This is a genomic window from Kocuria oceani (assembly GCF_029524215.1).
Classification (GTDB): domain Bacteria; phylum Actinomycetota; class Actinomycetes; order Actinomycetales; family Micrococcaceae; genus Kocuria; species Kocuria oceani.
Genome location: NZ_JARAMH010000006.1, coordinates 203,107 through 221,043, shown reverse-complemented (window position 1 = coordinate 221,043; position 17,937 = coordinate 203,107). Strand labels below are relative to the sequence as shown.

Annotated in this window: 13 protein-coding genes; 2 read left to right on the top strand and 11 right to left on the bottom strand. The window is 65.4% G+C overall.

Annotated features, from left to right (window positions below; translation table 11 throughout):
* Positions 1-14: 14 nt before the first annotated feature.
* From PU704_RS09050 to PU704_RS09040, 3 genes are all read right to left on the bottom strand, one after another.
* Complete coding sequence (locus PU704_RS09050; protein ID WP_277551067.1) at positions 15-383, bottom strand: hypothetical protein; 369 nt, start codon at positions 381-383, stop codon at positions 15-17.
* 257 nt (positions 384-640) lie between these two features.
* Positions 641-2,197 (bottom strand): alpha/beta hydrolase fold domain-containing protein, encoded by a 1,557-nt coding sequence (locus PU704_RS09045; RefSeq protein WP_277551066.1) that lies wholly within the window; start codon positions 2,195-2,197, stop codon positions 641-643.
* A 144-nt stretch (positions 2,198-2,341) separates the two neighbouring features.
* Positions 2,342-3,241 (bottom strand): SDR family oxidoreductase, encoded by a 900-nt coding sequence (locus tag PU704_RS09040; RefSeq protein WP_277551065.1) that lies wholly within the window; start codon positions 3,239-3,241, stop codon positions 2,342-2,344.
* 145 nt (positions 3,242-3,386) lie between these two features.
* On the opposite strand from PU704_RS09040, the gene PU704_RS09035 reads away from it, so the two are divergent.
* A complete protein-coding gene (locus PU704_RS09035; protein ID WP_277551064.1) occupies positions 3,387-4,715 on the top strand; it encodes a PP2C family protein-serine/threonine phosphatase in 1,329 nt (442 codons plus the stop codon).
* Between the two features lie 130 nt (positions 4,716-4,845).
* Here the strand turns inward: PU704_RS09035 and deoC are convergent, their stop codons facing one another.
* Together deoC and PU704_RS09025 are read right to left on the bottom strand one after the other, a co-directional pair.
* Complete coding sequence (deoC, locus tag PU704_RS09030) at positions 4,846-5,499, bottom strand: deoxyribose-phosphate aldolase (protein WP_277551063.1); 654 nt, start codon at positions 5,497-5,499, stop codon at positions 4,846-4,848.
* Positions 5,500-6,564: 1,065 nt separating this feature from the next.
* Positions 6,565-7,509 (bottom strand): endonuclease/exonuclease/phosphatase family protein, encoded by a 945-nt coding sequence (locus tag PU704_RS09025; RefSeq protein WP_277551062.1) that lies wholly within the window; start codon positions 7,507-7,509, stop codon positions 6,565-6,567.
* A 669-nt stretch (positions 7,510-8,178) separates the two neighbouring features.
* Between PU704_RS09025 and PU704_RS09020 the strand changes: the two genes are divergently transcribed.
* A complete protein-coding gene (locus PU704_RS09020) occupies positions 8,179-8,901 on the top strand; it encodes a right-handed parallel beta-helix repeat-containing protein (protein ID WP_380112501.1) in 723 nt (240 codons plus the stop codon).
* Between the two features lie 10 nt (positions 8,902-8,911).
* On the opposite strand, the gene PU704_RS09015 is transcribed toward PU704_RS09020, so the two are convergent.
* From PU704_RS09015 to PU704_RS08990, 6 genes are all read right to left on the bottom strand, one after another.
* Entirely contained in the window at positions 8,912-9,700 is a 789-nt protein-coding gene (locus PU704_RS09015; RefSeq protein ID WP_277551060.1) for a PIG-L family deacetylase, read from the bottom strand.
* Positions 9,701-9,734: 34 nt separating this feature from the next.
* Positions 9,735-10,811, bottom strand: a complete 1,077-nt coding sequence (locus PU704_RS09010; protein WP_277551059.1) for a glycosyltransferase family 4 protein — start codon at positions 10,809-10,811, stop codon at positions 9,735-9,737.
* 178 nt (positions 10,812-10,989) lie between these two features.
* Positions 10,990-12,159, bottom strand: a complete 1,170-nt coding sequence (locus PU704_RS09005) for a hypothetical protein (RefSeq protein WP_277551058.1) — start codon at positions 12,157-12,159, stop codon at positions 10,990-10,992.
* Positions 12,160-12,352: 193 nt separating this feature from the next.
* Positions 12,353-15,364 (bottom strand): glycosyltransferase family 39 protein, encoded by a 3,012-nt coding sequence (locus PU704_RS09000; RefSeq protein ID WP_277551057.1) that lies wholly within the window; start codon positions 15,362-15,364, stop codon positions 12,353-12,355.
* Positions 15,361-16,812: a glycosyltransferase family 4 protein gene (locus PU704_RS08995; RefSeq protein ID WP_277551056.1), complete on the bottom strand. Its 1,452-nt coding sequence runs from the start codon at positions 16,810-16,812 to the stop codon at positions 15,361-15,363. Before PU704_RS08995 ends, PU704_RS09000 begins: the two co-directional genes overlap by 4 nt.
* 2 nt (positions 16,813-16,814) lie before the next feature.
* Positions 16,815-17,606, bottom strand: coding sequence for a glycosyltransferase (locus tag PU704_RS08990; protein ID WP_277551055.1), 792 nt, complete (start codon positions 17,604-17,606; stop codon positions 16,815-16,817).
* Positions 17,607-17,937: the final 331 nt, after the last annotated feature.

Sequence of the window (17,937 nt, the reverse complement as noted above, 5' to 3'; positions counted from 1 at the left end):
GGGTCCTGCAGGGGCTACTGGGTGGCCCGGCCGAAGGTGTCGTCCTTGTGCTCGGCGCGGACCTGGGCGTCCCGGGCGTCGATGTTCCGGGGGCCGTCGTCGAAGCGCTGCGCGGTGGGTTCCTCGCCGGGGACCTCGGTGGTCGGGGGGACGTCCATGAGCAGGGTGCGCCCGCCGAGGGCCTTCTTGCCGGTGCTGTTCTGCAGGATGCCCACCGGGATGAGCAGGGCCAGGGCGTAGAGGCCCAGGCCGACGAACCAGATGAGCGGGCTGTTGGGGTAGCTGGCGAAGGCCCAGAAGCTGCCCAGCATGATGATCATGCAGGCCGCGAAGAACAGCAGGTTGTTCAGGGTCCGGCCCTGGCCCGAGTGCGAGCGCGTCACGCTCCCGCTGCTGCGCCCTCCGGTCGGGGCATCCGTGGAGGTGCTGGTGGACGAGTGGGCCCGGTCGGCCATGGTGGTTCCCCTTCTCGTGGTGCGGGGCGGCCGAGTCGCGAGGGCCGCGGAAGCGTTCGCGGTCAGTCTAGTCCGTCCTCGCCGGCCGGCGGGTCCCGCCACCGGGCGCGACCCGGCCCGCCCGGAACACGGTGGTTCGGGGCGGGCCGGGGCGGTGCGCGGCGGTGCCGTCGGAACGGGCGGCCTCAGCCCGCGGTGCGCAGGGCCGCGGTGAGGTGCGCGGCGGCCTCCTGCTGCGCGGCCTCGGCCTTGTCCAGGACCGCGGAGGCGCCGAAGAACTCGTGCATCACGCCCTCGTAGTGGCTGAGCGTGGTGGGCACTCCGGCGGCCTCGAGGTTCGCCGCGAACTGCTGGCCCTGGCTGCGCAGGACGTCGCGCTCGTCGGTGATCACGAGCGTGGGAGGCATCAGCGCGAGGGTCTCCCGGGGCCAGTTCAGCAGGTCGATCCGGGGGTCCTGTGCGGCCTCGGGGACCCCTTCGAAGGCGTGCATCGCCATCCAGGACAGCAGGGCGCGGTTGAGCGGGCGGCCGTCGGCGGCGTCCTCCATGGACTCCCCGAACTGCTCGGGGGTGGTCAGCGGGTAGACGCACACCTGGGCGGCCGGCAGCGGCTCCCCCGCCTCGGCGAGCTGGAGGCAGGTGGCCGGGGCCATGTTCCCGCCGACCGACTCCCCGCCGATCGCCATCCGGGACGGGTCCCCGCCCATCTGGGCGGCGTTGGCCGCGGTCCAGCGCCAGGCGGCGAGCACGTCGTCGTGGGAGGCGGGGAACACGGCCTCGGGGGCGCGGCGGTAGTCGGGGGAGACGACGATCGCGCCGGTCTTGTTGGTCAGTCCTCGGCAGGAGGCGTCGTAGGTGTCGATGTCGAAGAGCACCCAGCCGCCGCCGTGGATCCACATGATGATCGGCAGCGGGCCCTCGCCGGGCTCGGCCGGGGTGTAGACGCGCAGGGTCTGCTCGCCGCCGGCCGCGTCGGGGATCTTCAGGTCGGTGACCGAGCCGACGGGCTCGGGTCCCTCCAGCCCCTTCTCCTCCATGACCTTCTTGACCGCGTCGTCCGGGCCGGGCTGCTTGCGCGCCTGGCCGGGCTCGAGGATCTCGAAGGGCTGAGGGCCGAGGGAGGAGTGGGCGTCGACGATCGCCTGGGCCTGAGGGTCCAGCAGGCCGGACGCGTCCGTGGCCAGGCGCTTCTTCTTCCCGGACACCGCGGCCTTGGCGGCGTCGACCGGCTTGGCCGCCGCTCCCACCAGCTTCTCGATCCGGCCCTCGTCCGGGGCGTGGGGGTGGGGCGCCGGCGGTGCCTGGCGCTTGGCGGCCAGGAACTTCTGGCCCAGCTCGCCCATCCGGTCCGCGCCGACCTTGGCGCGGAAGGCGGGCAGCTCCTCCTGCTCCTCGTCCTCCACGTGGTGGCGGGTCACGGAGATCAGCTCGGACAGGGCGGCCTCGAACTCCGCCTCCCCGGGCTCGGTCTTCCCCAGGGTGACCAGCAGCTCCTTGATGTCGCCGTGCTCCTCGCGGGCGTCGTCGTCGAACTCGTCCATGCCGAGCTCGCGCCAGATCGGGTACATGACCGTCTCCTCGGCGAAGGCGTGCAGGGACAGCTCGAAGCTGATCTGGTCCACGAGGGTGCGGCGGTCGCCGCGGCCGGCCTCGAGGTGCTGGAACTGGCGCTCGACGATCGCGTGGTCGTCGGCGATCAGGTGGTCGATGTCACCGGGCTGGGTGGGATAGGACAGAGCCATGGGCAGGTCTCCTCAGAGGGTCGTGGAACGGTGGGGCCGCACGGCACGGGGGTCGGTCCCCGGGCGCGGGCCGGTCAGCACAAGGGGGCGGGCGGGTGGCACGCGGTGGACGGGTCCGTCCGCGCGCCGCCCGGCCCGGGCGGATCAGGGGGTGGGCATCCCGCCGGTCGCGGCCAGGGTCTCGCCGCTGACGTAGCTGGACTCCTGGGAGGCCAGGAACACGTAGGCCGGGGCCATCTCGGCCGGCTGCCCGGGACGGCCCATCGGGGCCTCGGAGGCGCCGAACTCGGGCAGGTTCTCCGGCGGCTGGCCGCCCACGACCTGCAGCGGGGTCCACACCGGGCCCGGGGCGACCACGTTGACCCGGATGCCCTTGGGCGCCAGCTGGGCGGCCAGGGACTTGCTGAAGCCGTTGATCGCGTACTTCGTGGAGGCGTAGTCCAGCAGGATCGGGGCCGGCTGGTAGCCCTGGATCGAGGAGGTGTTGATGATCGCCGAGCCCGGGGGCAGGTGCGGGACCGCGGCCTTGCACAGCCAGAACATCGCGTACACGTTGGTCTTGTAGGTCTCGTCGAACTGCTCGTCGGACAGCTGAAGGATGTCCGGGCAGTGCTGCTGCTTGCCGGCGATGTTGGCCAGGATGTCGATCCCGCCCAGCTCGGCCACGGCGGTGGCGATCAGCTGCTCGCAGTAGGCCTTGTCGGTCACGTCCCCCGGCACGGCCACCGCCCGGCGCCCGGCCTGCTCGATGAGCTCCACGACCTCCCGGGCGTCGGCCTCCTCGGCGGGCAGGTAGGACAGCACCACGTCGGCGCCCTCCCGGGCGTAGGCGATCGCGGTGGCCCGGCCGATCCCGGAGTCCGCCCCGGTCACCACCGCCCTGCGGCCCTCCAGCCGCCCGGAGCCGCGGTAGCTGGACTCCCCGGAGTCCGGCTTCGGCGCCATCTCCTGCTGCAGACCCGGACCCTCCTGCTGCTGCTCGAAGCTCTCGTCCGGGCCCGGGTACTGAGTGGTCGGATCCTGCATCGTGTACTGGTCGGCCATGGGACGTCCTTCCGTCGACTGGATCATCAGACTGCTTTCGATCTACGCTTGCACTAACTCATGGAGGTGTCAACATGTCCGGTTCGATGGTCAGGGAACGCCCTGCCGCGCCGACCGCCCCGCCGGGCGGCCACGGGGCCGCCCGATGACGGAGCGTCCCCGGGCGCCCCGGGTGGAGGAGCCGACCGGCGGTCCGCTGCGCCAGGGCGACGCCGAACTCGCCCGGCTGGCGTCCCTGCACGCGCTGGACGTGCTGGCGACCCCCGCCGAGGAGCGCTTCGACCGGATCGTGGCCCTGGCGCGCCTGATCTTCCAGGTGCCGATGGCCGCCATCGCCCTCATCGACGCGGACCGCCAGTGGATCAAGGCCGCCGCCGGCCTCGACCCCGGTGACTCGGTGCCCCGCCGGTACTCGCCCTGCCACTACACGGTCCAGCAGCGCGGCGCCCTCGTCCTGGAGGACACCGCGCACGAGGCGCGGGTCGCCGACACGACGGTGGTGTCCCGGGGCGTGCGGTTCTACGCAGGGCAACCCCTGCACGCGCCCACGGGGGAGCGGGTCGGCTCCCTGTGCGTCATGGACACCGTGCCCCGGACGTTCACCGCGGAGCACCAGCAGGTCCTGGCGCAGCTCGGCAGGCTCGTCGAGCAGGAGCTGGCGGTCACCGGCGAGCTCGCGGTGGCCGGGGCCGCACAGCGGGCGCTGCTGTCACCAGCGGACTTCGACGTACCCGGCTACGAGCTCGCCGGCCGGTGCACACCCGCTCGGCGCGCCGCCGGCAGCTACTTCGACTGGAGCCACGAAGGGGGCCGGGTGCAGCTGCAGGTCGCCGACGTCCTCGGGGGCGACGCCTCCGGCGGGGACGTCGCCGGTGCGGGCGTCCCCGGTGCGGGGCTCTCCGGTGCGGCCGGTCCCGGCGCGGACGGGGCGGCCGCGCCCATCGAGGCCGTGCTGCGCACGCTGCTGCGGGCCACGGATTCCGTACGAGTTCGCCGCCGGCCGGTGGGGCGGTCCGCGGTGGCCTCCGGGGATCTCGCCGGCACGTTCGTGACGGCTTTCGCGGCCACACTCGACCCGGCAACCGGCGACCTGGCCTACGTGCTGGCCGGGTACGGCGCGGCCATCGTGCTCGGTCCCGCCGGCGCGCGCCGACTGGCCGGGTCAGGGCCGGCGCTGGGCCTGTCGGCGGCGTATGGGACCGGGTGGGACGTGCGGACCGCCCGGTTGGCTCGCGGTGACACCCTGCTGGTGCTCACCGACGGGTTCCTCGATCTGCACGCGGATCCGGACGCCGCGCTGGCCCGCGGACTGGGCGGCGTCGCCCAGCGCTATCCGGGCGGGATCGGGGCCGACGAGGCGGTGGACCTCGCCACGGCGTGGGCCGTGACCGAGGGCCACCCCATCGACATCACCGTGCTCGCGGTGCACCGCGGATCCGGCCGGCCGCGGCGCGCGCGAGCCGAAGCCCCGTGACCGGCACGGTCCCGGTCCTGGCCACGAGCGGCAGCCGCCTGACCGGCAGGCTCCCTGCCGCGACCCCGCGAGCGAGCAGCCGGCGTTCCGGGGCTCCTGGCCCGCGTGTGCGGCCGTGGCGCGGGACGGCTCAGCCGACGAGTGCGGGACCGCTGCTGGCGCCGATCCGGGAGGCGCTGGCCTCGATCATCGCGAGGGCGTCCTCGCGGGTGCGGATGCCGCCGGAGGCCTTGACGCCGATGTCCGGGCCGACGGTCTCGCGCATCAGCCGGACGTCCGCCACGGTGGCGCCCGCGGTCGAGAAGCCGGTGGAGGTCTTCACGAAGTCCGCACCGGCGGCCACGGCGGCCTGACAGGCGAGGACCTTCTGCTCGTCGGTCAGCAGGCAGGTCTCGATGATCACCTTCAGCGCCGCCCCGCCCGCGTGGGCGGCCTCGGCGACCGCGGCGATGTCCTGCTCCAGGGTCTCCCGCTCGCCGGCGCGGGCGGCGGCGATGTCGATCACCATGTCGATCTCCTGCGCGCCGGCGGCCACGGCGGTGGCGGTCTCGAAGGCCTTGACCTCCGTGGCCGAGGCCCCCAGTGGGAAGCCGACGACCACGCAGGTCAGCACGTCGCTGCCGGCCAGCTGCTCGCGCACGAATCCGGCCCACAGGGGGTTGGTGCACACCGAGGCGAAGCCGTACTGCTTGGCCTCCGCGCACAGGGTGGCGATCTGCTCCCGCGACGCCTCCGGCTTCAGCAGCGTGTGGTCGATGTAGGAGGCGAGCTGGGGGGTGGTCACGGGCGGCCTTTCGACGGTCGGGCGGGTCGCGCCCAGCCTACCGGGCGCCCCGCCGGCGCCCGTGCCGGTCGACGTGGACCCGGCAATTACCTCAAGAAAACGTTCGCTATCCGATGCATCCAAATAGAATCGGCGCACGGTCGAGCCGTCTCACCACCGGCGACGCCCGTGGCCCCGAGTGGCTGAACGGTCGCAGGGGCGCGTCGGTGCACCCCTTTCCCCCGTGCCGGCGCGCCCCCGCCACCGTCCAATCCTCGGAGAGGTCGCTCGCTTGGTATGAGCGTCGGCGACAAATTTGGCCGCGAGGTCGATTGCAAAGTAGAAACGATAGTTGACCCAGGAGCCGTCGGTCGCGGCGGCCGAGCAGGGCGAGTGGTTATTGGCGGGCCTCCGCCGACGCATTGTTCCCAGGAGTCGAGCCTTCCGAGTAAGCGCAGAAACTTATTTGCTCTTCCAATCCACATGGCTTGCTCGGGAATGCGCCCGTTCGGGGGCGCCAGACGCTACACGTGCAGCGAGTAGATTTGGTTCACCCCACAGTCCTGCGACACCGCACGGTCGGCAGGGTGGTCACCTAAGTCGATGTGTGGGGGAATTCTTACGAGCAGCAGTACTGATCGGTGAATGGGCCGCCTCTTACCATGACTCGTGGTCCATAGGCGAGGCATATTTTTGAAACGCAGGTGGATGCCGCCGGACTGTCTACCGCTGGACAGCCAAGGTGCTCTACAGCGGGCCCATGCTCTCCGAGCCGTTAGTTCCTTGGAACGATGCCGGGGCTGGGCCGAACATATACGTGGCATGTCGGCCGTGACGAGGGGCGGCTATAGGAAAAGTGCCGCACAGATGTTGGCCACCCCTTCTGCCCGGCATGGCCGTGTGGATGGCCTGACTCCACACTATCCAGGGGCAACCAACGACCTCCGAGGTATCCGCAACCGGTGATCGCGAGGCCCACGGGCACCCCTCCGCATCATAGAACTGTGTCCGGTAATTGCTTGGTTGTTACCCGGTTCATCTGCCCCGCTATCGCAGTGCAGGCCGGACCATGCCGCAGGAAGCGGTTCAGGCCCTGACATGTCGATACGAGACGGCAATCCCGCGGTGATCCGATGAGCCGATTTCCATGAATCGAATTCCGACTGGTTCCCAGGAGTTCCTGTTTGCGAGTTGATGATCAATGCTTGCGCCGAAGGGCGCTGGCATCGCAGTGGGCCAAGTGCCAACACCACCTCTGCCGAGGTGACTGCTGGCCTCAAGGCAGTCATGGCCTATAACGTGTGAAATCTGTGCCGAGGACGCGTTGAAGTCGCCACCGATTATCGCTGAGTCATGGCGACAAAGGCCGACAGCCGTCCTCAGCTGGTGCTTCCACGCTGTCGAAGACGTTTTCCCAGGAAGGGGAGAGATGGAGTGCACCGCGCTGAGCACAGGTCTCGTCCTCACCGCGAAATTCGACTCGGCGCTCGCGGGCTCTCCAGGCGCGACTGTGAGCGACCCGAAAGCAAGGGCGGGACTGACCGTTTCGTGGTACCTGCCGAACCGGTCGGGGATGATGACAGCCACTTCGTGCGCGCCACCCAGCGCACTCCCCGTACCGGTGAACACCTGGTTTCTTGAACCCCGGAATCGCAACCGCTCGACGACCTCAGTTGCGACCTGTTCTTTAACCTCGACCAGCAGCATTACATCCGCCTCCGCATGCGCGACGGCTTCGACGATGTCCGGCGCCCCAGTTCCCCGGGCGTTGAAGGACAGCACCGTCAGATCAACGCGGTCGGACGCCACGTTCGCCATGCCCGCCCTCAAGAATCCCCCGGCACGAGCAAACAAGGTCACTTCGAGTAAGACGACGCACATGAGCAGGACGAACACCGAGTACATCGCCGTCCGGCGCGGGCCCGAGTCCGCGGACATACGGCGAAAGCCGAATCCGGTCGCCACGGAACACAGGCCCAGCCCCACGATCCACGCCGCCGGAAGCGCATCCACCTGAACTACGGGGTACATGTCCCACAGGCCAAAATTTTTTGGGCTCACAAGAATCAACGCAAGGCCGAACACTGTTACCACCCATAGAAGAGGGAGGGCACGGGCAATGTCTGTTTTTAGATGGCGTGCAGGGGGTGCAGGCATCGAAAACCTCTCGTTTGCATCGACTGCTGGGTGGTAAGTACCTGTCGTCCCGGCCTTTTGGCGCATCCGGTGATCAGGCAATGGAGCTTCACCGAGGCCGCAATGTCGGCCGGCTGACGATTCGGGACGACCCGTTTATGTACGGTGGTGCCCTACCGATCGCGGGCCCCGCCATAGATCGGCCCCGGAGGAGCGCCTCGACTGCAGTGCTGTCGAGATCGAGGGTCGGCGGTCATGTCCGCACTGGGAAGGGAGCACGTGGTGGCCTGTAGGTTGGCGTCAGGCAGTTCCGCAACATCGGTCATAGCCATACCTTCAGCCGCAGAGCCTGACGCAGACAGTTCAAGAGTCATTCAGCGGGCAATCGACGTCGCAGGCAAGTCGGGGGGAGCTATTGTCCAACTCCCCGCGGGTCGGCTGAACCTGGCTCGTCCCCTCATCCTGAAGGACAACGTCGAACTGAGAGGAAGTGGTCCTTCTACTGTGCTGAAGGCGAGTCCCCAATTCCTCGACTTCCCGGGACCACATGGCGGACATCCGCTCGTGACGACCGACGGTGCCGACAACGTCACCATTAAAGATCTGACAGGGGATCACAGCGGCGACCTCCTGAAAGCCAATGATTCCGCTGGCCGTATGTACGAGTATTTGATTGACGTGCGTTACTCGACGAACGTCCGGGTTGAAGGCATCCTCACCAGGAATCCGTTTACATATTCGATCGCTGTTGTCGCCAGCAATCGTTTCAGTATTCGGCGCAACGCCACGACAGTCGCCACAAGCGGGCTGTACGACCAGCTTGACGGCATTCATGTCTTGGACTCACATGAGGGGATGGTCGTGGGCAACCATGTCGACCAGGGTGCCGTTGCGGACGGGGATGACGGATTGGTCGCACACGCCATGGGCGGCGCTGTCCACGACGTGGTCTTTATGCACAACACGGTTCGTGGAGGCCGGCACGGGGCCGGTATGCAGTTCGCTGTCGGAGACGACGGCATTCACGACATAACTGTGGTCGGTAACTGGTTTTGGGAATCACCGGTCGGCGTCCACACAGGCTACTACGAGGGCCACGGGCCGGTCGACAGAATAGTGGTGCGCGATAATACGTTCGTTGACATTCCTGGTCGGTCCGTTGATTTTTTCGGTCGGCTCTCAGGTATCACCGTAACTGACAACGTCCGTTGTCGCAGCGGCAAGTTCAAAGTCGATGCCGGAAAGGGGAACAGAGTTGAAGGCAACACTGACCGTCACCGGCCTTGATCGCCCGTCGTCATTCTGCTGAAAAGTAGGTCTCCGGGACGACAGGGATGCTGCCGTTCGGAAAAAGAGCCGGAGCCTGGGAACCGTACTGGTAGATATGTTTCTCCTTTCGGGCCGGTTCTGTCGCCCAGGTCCAAGCGGTCAAACGGTGCTTCCGCAGGAATCTGCCATCAGGAGAGCTGGTCTGGTTGTAGGGAAATTCCGAGTAATACACAACGCGCCCGGGGAACGCGGTCCCCACGGCGCGGGTGATCAGGTGGTCCACATGCCGCCCCACTCCCAGTGGGCAGAACAGCAGCTCGGCCTCGGACTGCACCAGCAGGTCCGACACCCTATGCCGTAGCTGCGCGACCAGCGGGCGGTCGTTCCGGGAAACCCGTCCAAGCGCGATGTCGAAGCGATATGTGGGATAGAGATGTACGAGTTCCGGCAGCATCCGAGCCACGGGACCAAGTGCGGCCTTGACCTTATGCCGTTGCCGGAACAGGGCGTCGGTGGCCCCGAAGTGCAGGTGTCGTGCTCCTAGTCCAGAGAGGGCCGTTTCATCTTCACACTTGCGGTCCTCGAACAGGGACACCGCGTCACGCCGCGCGCACTGGTGCAAGAAATTGCGGGCAGCCCGGGTGTGGGGTGGAGGCTGAGCTTCTGTGAAGACAGTGGCGACGGTGATGTCACGACGGGCTGCCGATGATTCCATCAACGACGCGCAGGACAGTACGGCGTCGTCCAAGTGCGGTGACAAGAAAAGCCAGGGGCTGTTCGTGTTAAAAGAATTTTCCAGACGTGCAGGAACTGCCATGGGCGGTCTTCTTTCTCAGTCGCGATGACAACATTTATTTCGCTGGGCCGGACAAGGGCACTGCCGCCCGGTAAGCGGCAACTTGCTGGAGCGCCAAGGCGTCCCAATCGAAGCGGACCGCGAACTGGCGTCCCCTCCGTCCGGCCTTCTCGAGCTCCTTCGGCGCGTTGTAGCGCAACACAATCTCCTTCGCCAGGGTCTCGGCATGGAAAGGCTCGACGAGCCAGCCGCAGCTTGCCGGAACCACCTCCCGCAAGCAGGGGATGTCGAAGGCGACAATCGGTGTGCCGGTCGCCAGGGCTTCGATGGCTACGAGGCCGAAGGTCTCGTGACGTGAAGGAACGACCACCAGCCGTGCGTTGCCGAGGAGCCGGAACTTTTCGGTGCCGTCGATCCAGCCGGTGAAGCGAATACGGTCGTCCAGCCCTCTGTTCCTAGCAATTCTTCGAACTAGCTCCTCGTCAGGACCTGACCCAACAATGACCAATTGGCCGTCCACGTCGCGGTGGGCTGTCTCCCAGGCTTCGAGCAGAAGGTCAAGCCCTTTGCACAGCACCTCGAGCCGCCCGATGTAAACCACGTCGCGTCCCAAGCGCGGCACGACCTCCATTGCGCGACGATCCAGGCCATTGCCAATGACATCGATGTGAGCTCGTTGGTTGAGAGCGCGGAGCGCTTCCGCCGTTCCGTTTGAGACCGCCACCATCCTGCTGTGGGTCAGCACACCCGCGCGCTCCACGAGAAAAAACGGCAACCTGTACTGACGTGACTTGTCCTTGGCGTGCAGCCACTGAACCACGGCGATGGTCGGCTTCCGTGACCACAAAGGGGCGGCCATGGTGGAAAATGGTGCGAAGAAGTCCTCGACGACCAGGTCGCACGTGTCGCGGCGGCGCACTACTTCCCAGGGCAATCGAAGCACGTAGCCTAGTAACCGTGACAGCTTTGTGCGGCCATGGCCGAACCCCAGCGGTATGTACTGCACGCCGTCCTGACATCGTGCGGTTGCGCCCGGATAGTCCGTCGTAAGGACTGTGACGTGATGGCCCTCCGCCACTAGACGTTTGTTAATCTCGTGAGTCCGTACCGAGCCGCCGCCAGCGCCGGGCATGTGAGGATCCTCAAAACCCAGATGAAGCACCCGCAACGGTGCGGACGACGCGCCTGTCGTTGTGCCAGACCGCGCAGTTTGGACTTCAGTCGTCCGGCTACCGGTTAACTTCGACATAATGCTCTCCTCTGATGAATGCGAAACGTGTGCTCAAACAACCGACTCGTTGGAGTGCAAGTCATCCATAGGCCGATATGGTCTCCCTGTACTCGATCAGGCTCATCTGCCGGGGATCTCCGAACAAGTCGTCCTCGAATGCCCAGAGGAACGTCGAAAGGCCGCACTCATTGGCGTAACGAGGGGCGTGCTCCAGCTGGTCCCGAAGGTTGTCCGACTCCGGATCTCCGCCGGTGCCGGGAGCTCGGGGTGAGCCTGGGTTCTCCCCGATCACCTGCACACCGACTTTCCGGGCATTGGCGATGGTCCAGCGGGAAGCGGACCAGTTCTCTACGTTTGGTTGGGAGACCAGGTCGACCTGTTGGTCCATCGGGCTGCATGTGTCCGTGGCAGGCCGCTGGGCCCGGGCCTGCACAGCGGTCGCATCGTCCAAGCCAGTTACTCCCACTGCGAGGCTGTCCGTGCCGATTCCGTCCGCCAGCGCGGGTAGCTGATCCGGGTAGTACAGCCCGCGTTCGAGACTTCCGTCCCGATCACCGGTGCCGTCCAAGTCGGAGGCAATGGCACGGCGGAGATCAATGGGCAAAACACCCCGGCCGGCGAGTGGGACATGAAAATCGCCTGCAAAGCCAAGTTCTCGAAGCATCTTTGCCTGCCAGATCACGGTATCGGCGACCGACTTCGAGTACCACTCGAACCACGTGGCGACCTGGTCCTGTGCCACGGCCTGGTCGCGCCACACCCGGTCTCCTGGTGCCCAGCCCGGAAGCGGAGCTTTCTCAACGCTGGGGGGCAGGCCGTTGCCAGTCTTTGCCGCATCGTTGAAAGCCCAGAAACCAGTATCGGAGGAACTGCCGACATGGCCACCGCCGGGATAGCCGAGTTCGCCGGCCTCATTGGTTCCAATCCTGATGGCATGAACGGATCCGTCCGGCAGCAGCTCCAAGACGTTGGCAGCATGTTGTTCGAAGGCCCAGCGGACGTCTCGACTGAACACGACATTGGGGACACGTCCAGGATGGGCGTTGCCGTGCTGATCCAGGTACTTGCCGTCCGGCAGTTCACTTACCCAGTCCGGTGCGTACTGCAGCCCGAGCCCAAGGATGACCTCGATCCCAGCTGTTCGGCACGAGTCGACGGCCATGGCCAGTTCATCGGCGTACTCGCGATCAACGTTGCCGAGAACGGGCTCCAACCGATCCCACCGGACGTCCATCTGGGCCAGTTGCACTCCGGCCCCCCGCAGTTCTCCGACTCGAGCGGGGGCACAGGTTGAGCCGAGGACTCCAAATTTCATGCCGGATCCCGAGGGATCGGCCTTGTCCTGGGCGCAACCACTCAGCAGCAACACTGTGGCGGTCAGGACAGCAACTGCTCGACCGATCCGTCTGTTGTTCGACGCATGTCGTACTTGGGCCACCCGCTCATCTCTCCGTCTCATAGTTCGCTGACGGAAGTCCGATGCCCAAATCAGCCGCTCTGTTCAACTCGAGTTCCTGGACCCGCCACAGAGTGGTGGCACCGTTGGTGGGTCCATCGAAGCTGACCACCTCGGTGGCGGTTTCCGTCAGCCAATCAAGCATCTCTGGTTGCGCATAGCCATAGCCCTGCATGGTCGGTGTCGTCTGCGTAAGGATGTAGTCGACGCCGTTCTGCTCCATCAGCTGCGCATCCGGCCAAACTCCGAAACGCGGGTCATCCCCGAACGCGAACTCCCCGGTGCTGTTTGTGACACTGACCCTCGCACCGGCAGGGAGATGGTCTTCCATCCATGCCCTGAATTGTGCGTAGCCGTTGTCCGTGGTGGTTTCCGCCCGTACTCCCAGAGTGACTGTCAGCAGCGCAAAGACGATTCCGGCACCGGCTAGCGGCTTGAGGAGGCGGCCTCGGCGTTCGTACATCTCCGTCGCGCCGACAGCGAGGCTGAGTATGCCGGCGACCATCACCGGGTAGCCGTACTGCTCCTCGAAGGTGCCGAAGGCCGCGCTGTACAGGCCGAAGAATCCCAACACCAACCCCAGCAGCCCGATGAGTCTCCGTTCCGGACATCGGCTGAAGCAGACGTACAGTGCGGCCGGCGGACCTAGCCCGAGCAAAACGTAGCTTGTGCCGAAGCTTCCGGCTTGGTCGACCAGGCGGCTGACCAGGCTGGGAGAGCCCTCTGCGTTAAAGCCAGTGACTTGATCGAAGCCTAGGAAACGTCGGACCCCGTTGGTCTTCGCCCACAGCCAGTCGGGGAACATGCCCGTCAAGCTCAGTACGACCAGATAAACCCCGTACGGCACTGCCGACCCCAGCAGGATGGCCGCGGCCCGGTGCGGCGACAGCGTTCGTCGCCAAATGACCGCCAACACGACGGGGGCTATGGCCATGAGTACGAAGATGTCTTTTGTCAGGACGCCGTACCCCAGCAGGAAGCCGCCTAACGCCATGGTGCCCAGTGCCGGCTGAGCGGCTCGGCGCGTCAGCACATGCACGATGATGAGAAGGCCGACCAGGACTACAGCTGTTCCGAGGGTCTCGATGAAGACGCGGCTGTTGTTGCGCAGCAGGAACGGTTCGAAGGCGAGCACCACGGCGGTAATCACTGCAACTGGAGTGTTGGTCAGTCGGCGGATCAGCAGGTAGGCGAGGCCCACGGAGAGCGCTCCGACGACCGCGTTGAGCCACCGCAGGTCGTACACCAGATCAAAGCTGTTCCCGGACAGTCCCAGTGCGTTGATTACCAGTCCTTCAATGAGGAAAAATCCCGGTGGATGAAGAAAGAACGGTCCATCCGGCAGGTTCGGCAGCTCGCCGAAACTAACAGCGCGACCCAACTCTGCGTAGAGCATCTCGTCCACCCAGAGCTCAAAGGCACGGGTCAGGCCGATCGATCGGACACCGAAGGCGGCCACTGTCACGGCTGTCAAGCTGGAAAGCGCGGTGATGATTCGAGACCGGAACCCTGTTTTTATATTCGGCCAATGCCCTCGTACAACTCCTACGGCCCGCGGCAGAATGCGTTCTTCGCTCCGTTGTAAGCCAAGTACTAGAAAACCAGCCGCGATAGTGGCTGCGAGCCAGAGGGGCGGGGCAGCAGCGGCCGGCGCCAGGACGCCGGCGACAACCATGAATGCAGCGATAGTTCCACTCGTCATCCGGACTATGCCCACAGGTAGTTTCGGCCGAGCGATTACCGCCAGCGCGGCAGCGGCAATCAACGAGCCAACGGCAGATCCGACAGCCAACCCTCTGACACCCCCTGTCTGCCAGCCCACAGTGATGCCGCCCGCGATGAGCGCCCCGGCCAGCAAAAGACCCAGCTGGCACCGCCGATAGCTACGCAGGGCGAGAAGAAGGGTGGCCAGCACGGTCATCGTGGCGTATCCGAGTCCGGCGCCTGCCAGCCAGGGCAGCATATCCAGGGCGGAGTAGTACCTCTGCGGAAGGACCATGGCCATCAAGGAATGTGGAACAGTAGCGATCACGATCGCCGCCGGGAGGGCGAGCCCTGCGAATGAACGGATCGCATGGGCGATGATCTGGCTCTTGTCCACGTGCGCACTCCGCAACAACGGGAAAGCTACCAGAGCCGTACCGGCTGCTACGTACACCGGCCCCTTGGCAATGGTGGCAAGCGCCTGAAAACCAGCAGCAGTGTCCGAGCCGTCGTCGAGAAACGGAATGACGACCACGTCGAGACCGATGAGTATGGAGACGACGCACAGAACCAGCGCGATGTCTCCTGTCTCCGACCAGCGCCACCGTTGCCTTAGTACAAGCAGACGAGGGCGGACGTCTCGGTAGAAGGACATGGGCACGGCCAGCAGAGCCAAGGATCCGAGGGCGAATCCCAGTACGCCTCCCGTGGCACCCCAGGCAAGAGTAAGCACGAGCACGCTGAAGGCCAGACGCACCATAATTTCAGCCAAGGATACAAGGGCGTACCTTTTGAACCGCAGTTCTCCCTGAAGCCAGCCTTGTGGGGCGGCCATCAGGAACAGCATCAGAGAGGAGAGTGCTACGGCGAGGGCCGTGGGGGCCGGTGCAAAGGCCGCGGTCAGGGCTCCTGTTGCGACAGCGGCCACCGCTCCGACCAGCAATGAGACGAGCAACGCGAACGCAATTCCCTCACGTCGGCCAGTGGAGCCTGCTGAGTACGCCGCCACAGCGTGGGAAAGCGGCAGCGGAACGAGCGCCGATGCGATGGTGCCCACTATGCCCAGCAACATCTGTGCTGCAGCGAAATCGCTGAACTGGGCGGACTCTAGGTTATTGGCCATCAGGAGCGTGCACGCGTAGCTCAGCACCCCGACAGCGCCCGCTGAGACGGAGAGCAATCCATTGTTCTCCGAGATCACCGCGACGTCGGCAGAGCCACCATTTCCTTTGCGCACAGGCCGCGTACTGAGTGCAGTGGCGGCCTTATCTCCTAACAGAGTCGGTGACGTCATCGAACCCTTGTCACTCCTTGTCCGGTTGACGGTCCGCGCGACGGACTCCCAATGGGGCCAGCAAGGAGATCGCTGGTCTCGACCGGACGAAGTTCGGCGTCGACGACTCCCATGGTTCCCAGTACCTGTGCTGTGTCGAATTCATCGCAGCCGTTGAACAGGACAATTACCCGGTCACCGTCGTGCACCGCCTCGTCCGTAGGCCGCAGATGTGTGCGCAGATCCACTCCCGGCGGCAACACGAACGTGGCCATGGTCGACAGATCGGTACGACTGCCACGACTCTCCGCCAGGGACCGGTTCTGCCGGAGTGCTGCCTCCTGGAGCACTCCGGCCAGCAGCGCGGCACTACGTTCCCAAGTAAAACACCGGGCCCAATCCTGGCAAGCCGTGGCGAACTCCCGGGCATATCCTGCGTCAGACAGGGCTTGGAGCTTGTCGATCAGAGCCTCGCCGTAGTCCGCGGGACGGTCCACCAGCCATCCCGTGACGCCGTCCACGACCGAATCGCGAATTCCCGGAACCCGCAGGGCCAGACACGGCACTCCCCAGGCTGCAGTCTCGATCACGGAGAGACCCCAACCCTCGGCAGCGGAAGTGACTGCGGTCAACCAAGACCCGCTGAGAAGCTGGTCACGTACCGCGTTGGGTTGGAACCCGTGGAACTTGACGGTCGAATAAAGACCCAGATCTGACGCGATCTGCTGCAGCCGTCCCCGCTCGGGACCGTCGCCAACGATGTTCACCCGCAGGCGCGGTATCGCCTGGACGACGAGGGAGAGCTGTCCCAGCAGCAGGTCGATCCGCTTGTGCGGTACCAGTCGGGTCACGACGGTGATGGTCGGCTCCGGGTCTCGAGGCCCGATGGTGGCAGGGACTTCGACAGTGCCGTTCGGGACCACGAAAATCGGACCTGGGAAGCCCAGTTGGTGGCGAAGCTCTCGCCGGGTGGAGGGCGATACCGCAGCAATTGGTCGCTTGCCGTACACCCAGCGTGAAGCTGTGCCTTCCAAGAACTTGCCGAAAGTTGCCATGGGAGCCGAGAAACGGGTGCTGAACTGCTCCTGATGGACATGGTGGACAACCTGGATAACCGGGACATTCCGGTTTGCCACCAGCGGGGAGAAGAAGGGGATGCCGTTCTGGCAGTCGACGATGGCATCGAAGTCACCTCGCGAGTTCATCAGCTTCAGAACTGCCAGGGGGTAGACGCCCAACGTTCCACCCATGCGCAGGATCCTGACGCCGTCCACTGTGTCTTCCGGGCCCTGCGCGCTGTCTCTGCCCGTGAACCAAGTGACGCTGGCCCCCGCCGTCACCCACCGACGTGAGATCTCATGCATGTACTTCTCGGCTCCGCCAGCCAGAGAATGTTTAGTATCACGCCAATTGAGGACCAGGATCCGCTTGCCTGAAAGACCACTGAGTGTTTCCAGATTCATGTCCATCTTTACCCCTTATGCATGTGCAGAACGGAGCTGAAGCTGGCGGCACCGTCTCGAAAAGGACGAAAAGTGGAGGAGGGATGGTCGGTCCATGCAACGGGCACTTCGATGATGCGTCCGCCCTCGCACTGGAGTCGATGCAGCAGCTCAACGTCGAAGGCAAATCCTGTGGTTCGGCACTGCACCAGCGCCTGGTTGATCGCTCGCCGGTCGAAGAATTTGAAACCGCACTGCGTGTCATGGACGTCATGGACCATCGAGCGCGTCAGGGCGCGAAAGGCCATGCCGCCGAGCCGCCGCCCCCAGCGCTGGTGGCGGACAAAGCTGGATCCTGGACAGTGCCGCGACGCGATGACTGCGGCCGCACCCATTTCCAGATGTTCGAGGGCTACCCCCAAGGTCTCCACGGGAGTAGCCATGTCCGCGTCGAAGAACCCGGTAAACCTGGATGTACCGCTCAAAATTCCTCGACGGACCGCCGCGCCCTTTCCAGGACGCCCGCATCCAATAAGTGAGATCGGAACTCGCCCGGGCATCTCCCGGGACAAGCGCCGGACTACGCTCCCGGTATCATCGGAGCTTCCGTTGTCCACGACGACGACACGCGAGCTCCAAGGCTGGAGTTCTAGGTACTCCGTGGTCCTGAGCAGCGTCGTTGAAATCCGCTCCGCCTCGTTGTAGGCCGGCACGATGATTTCGAGATCCACCGTCGATCGCGGCCGCGTTGGGGACATCCTGAAGGTCGTCGGCGCGGGCAGTGGTGGATGGACGACCACTTTGGTCTTGGTTTCCATCATCGGCTCCTTTCGGACATGAGGCGTGGAAATGGCGGGTGCAAGAGTGCTCGGCCGGGCAGCAAGCAGCCACTGGATGTTTGAGGGGACTGAGGAATGGGCTGTGAATGCGCCGCAGTAGCTCACGTGGTGTCGAAGACGACACGACGAAACGGAGGGCCATTCGTTCGCGAGATCACTCGTTGGCTTAGGCAGTGACTAGAAAAGTCAGCTGGTCTGACGCTGACCCCTCGTGGCCGTGGCTCGACCGAAGGGTCAGATCATGCAGTAGATGCGGCATTGAAGTCGGCCACGGCGTCAATGCGGCATGGGCTTGATCCCAACGCGTCAATCT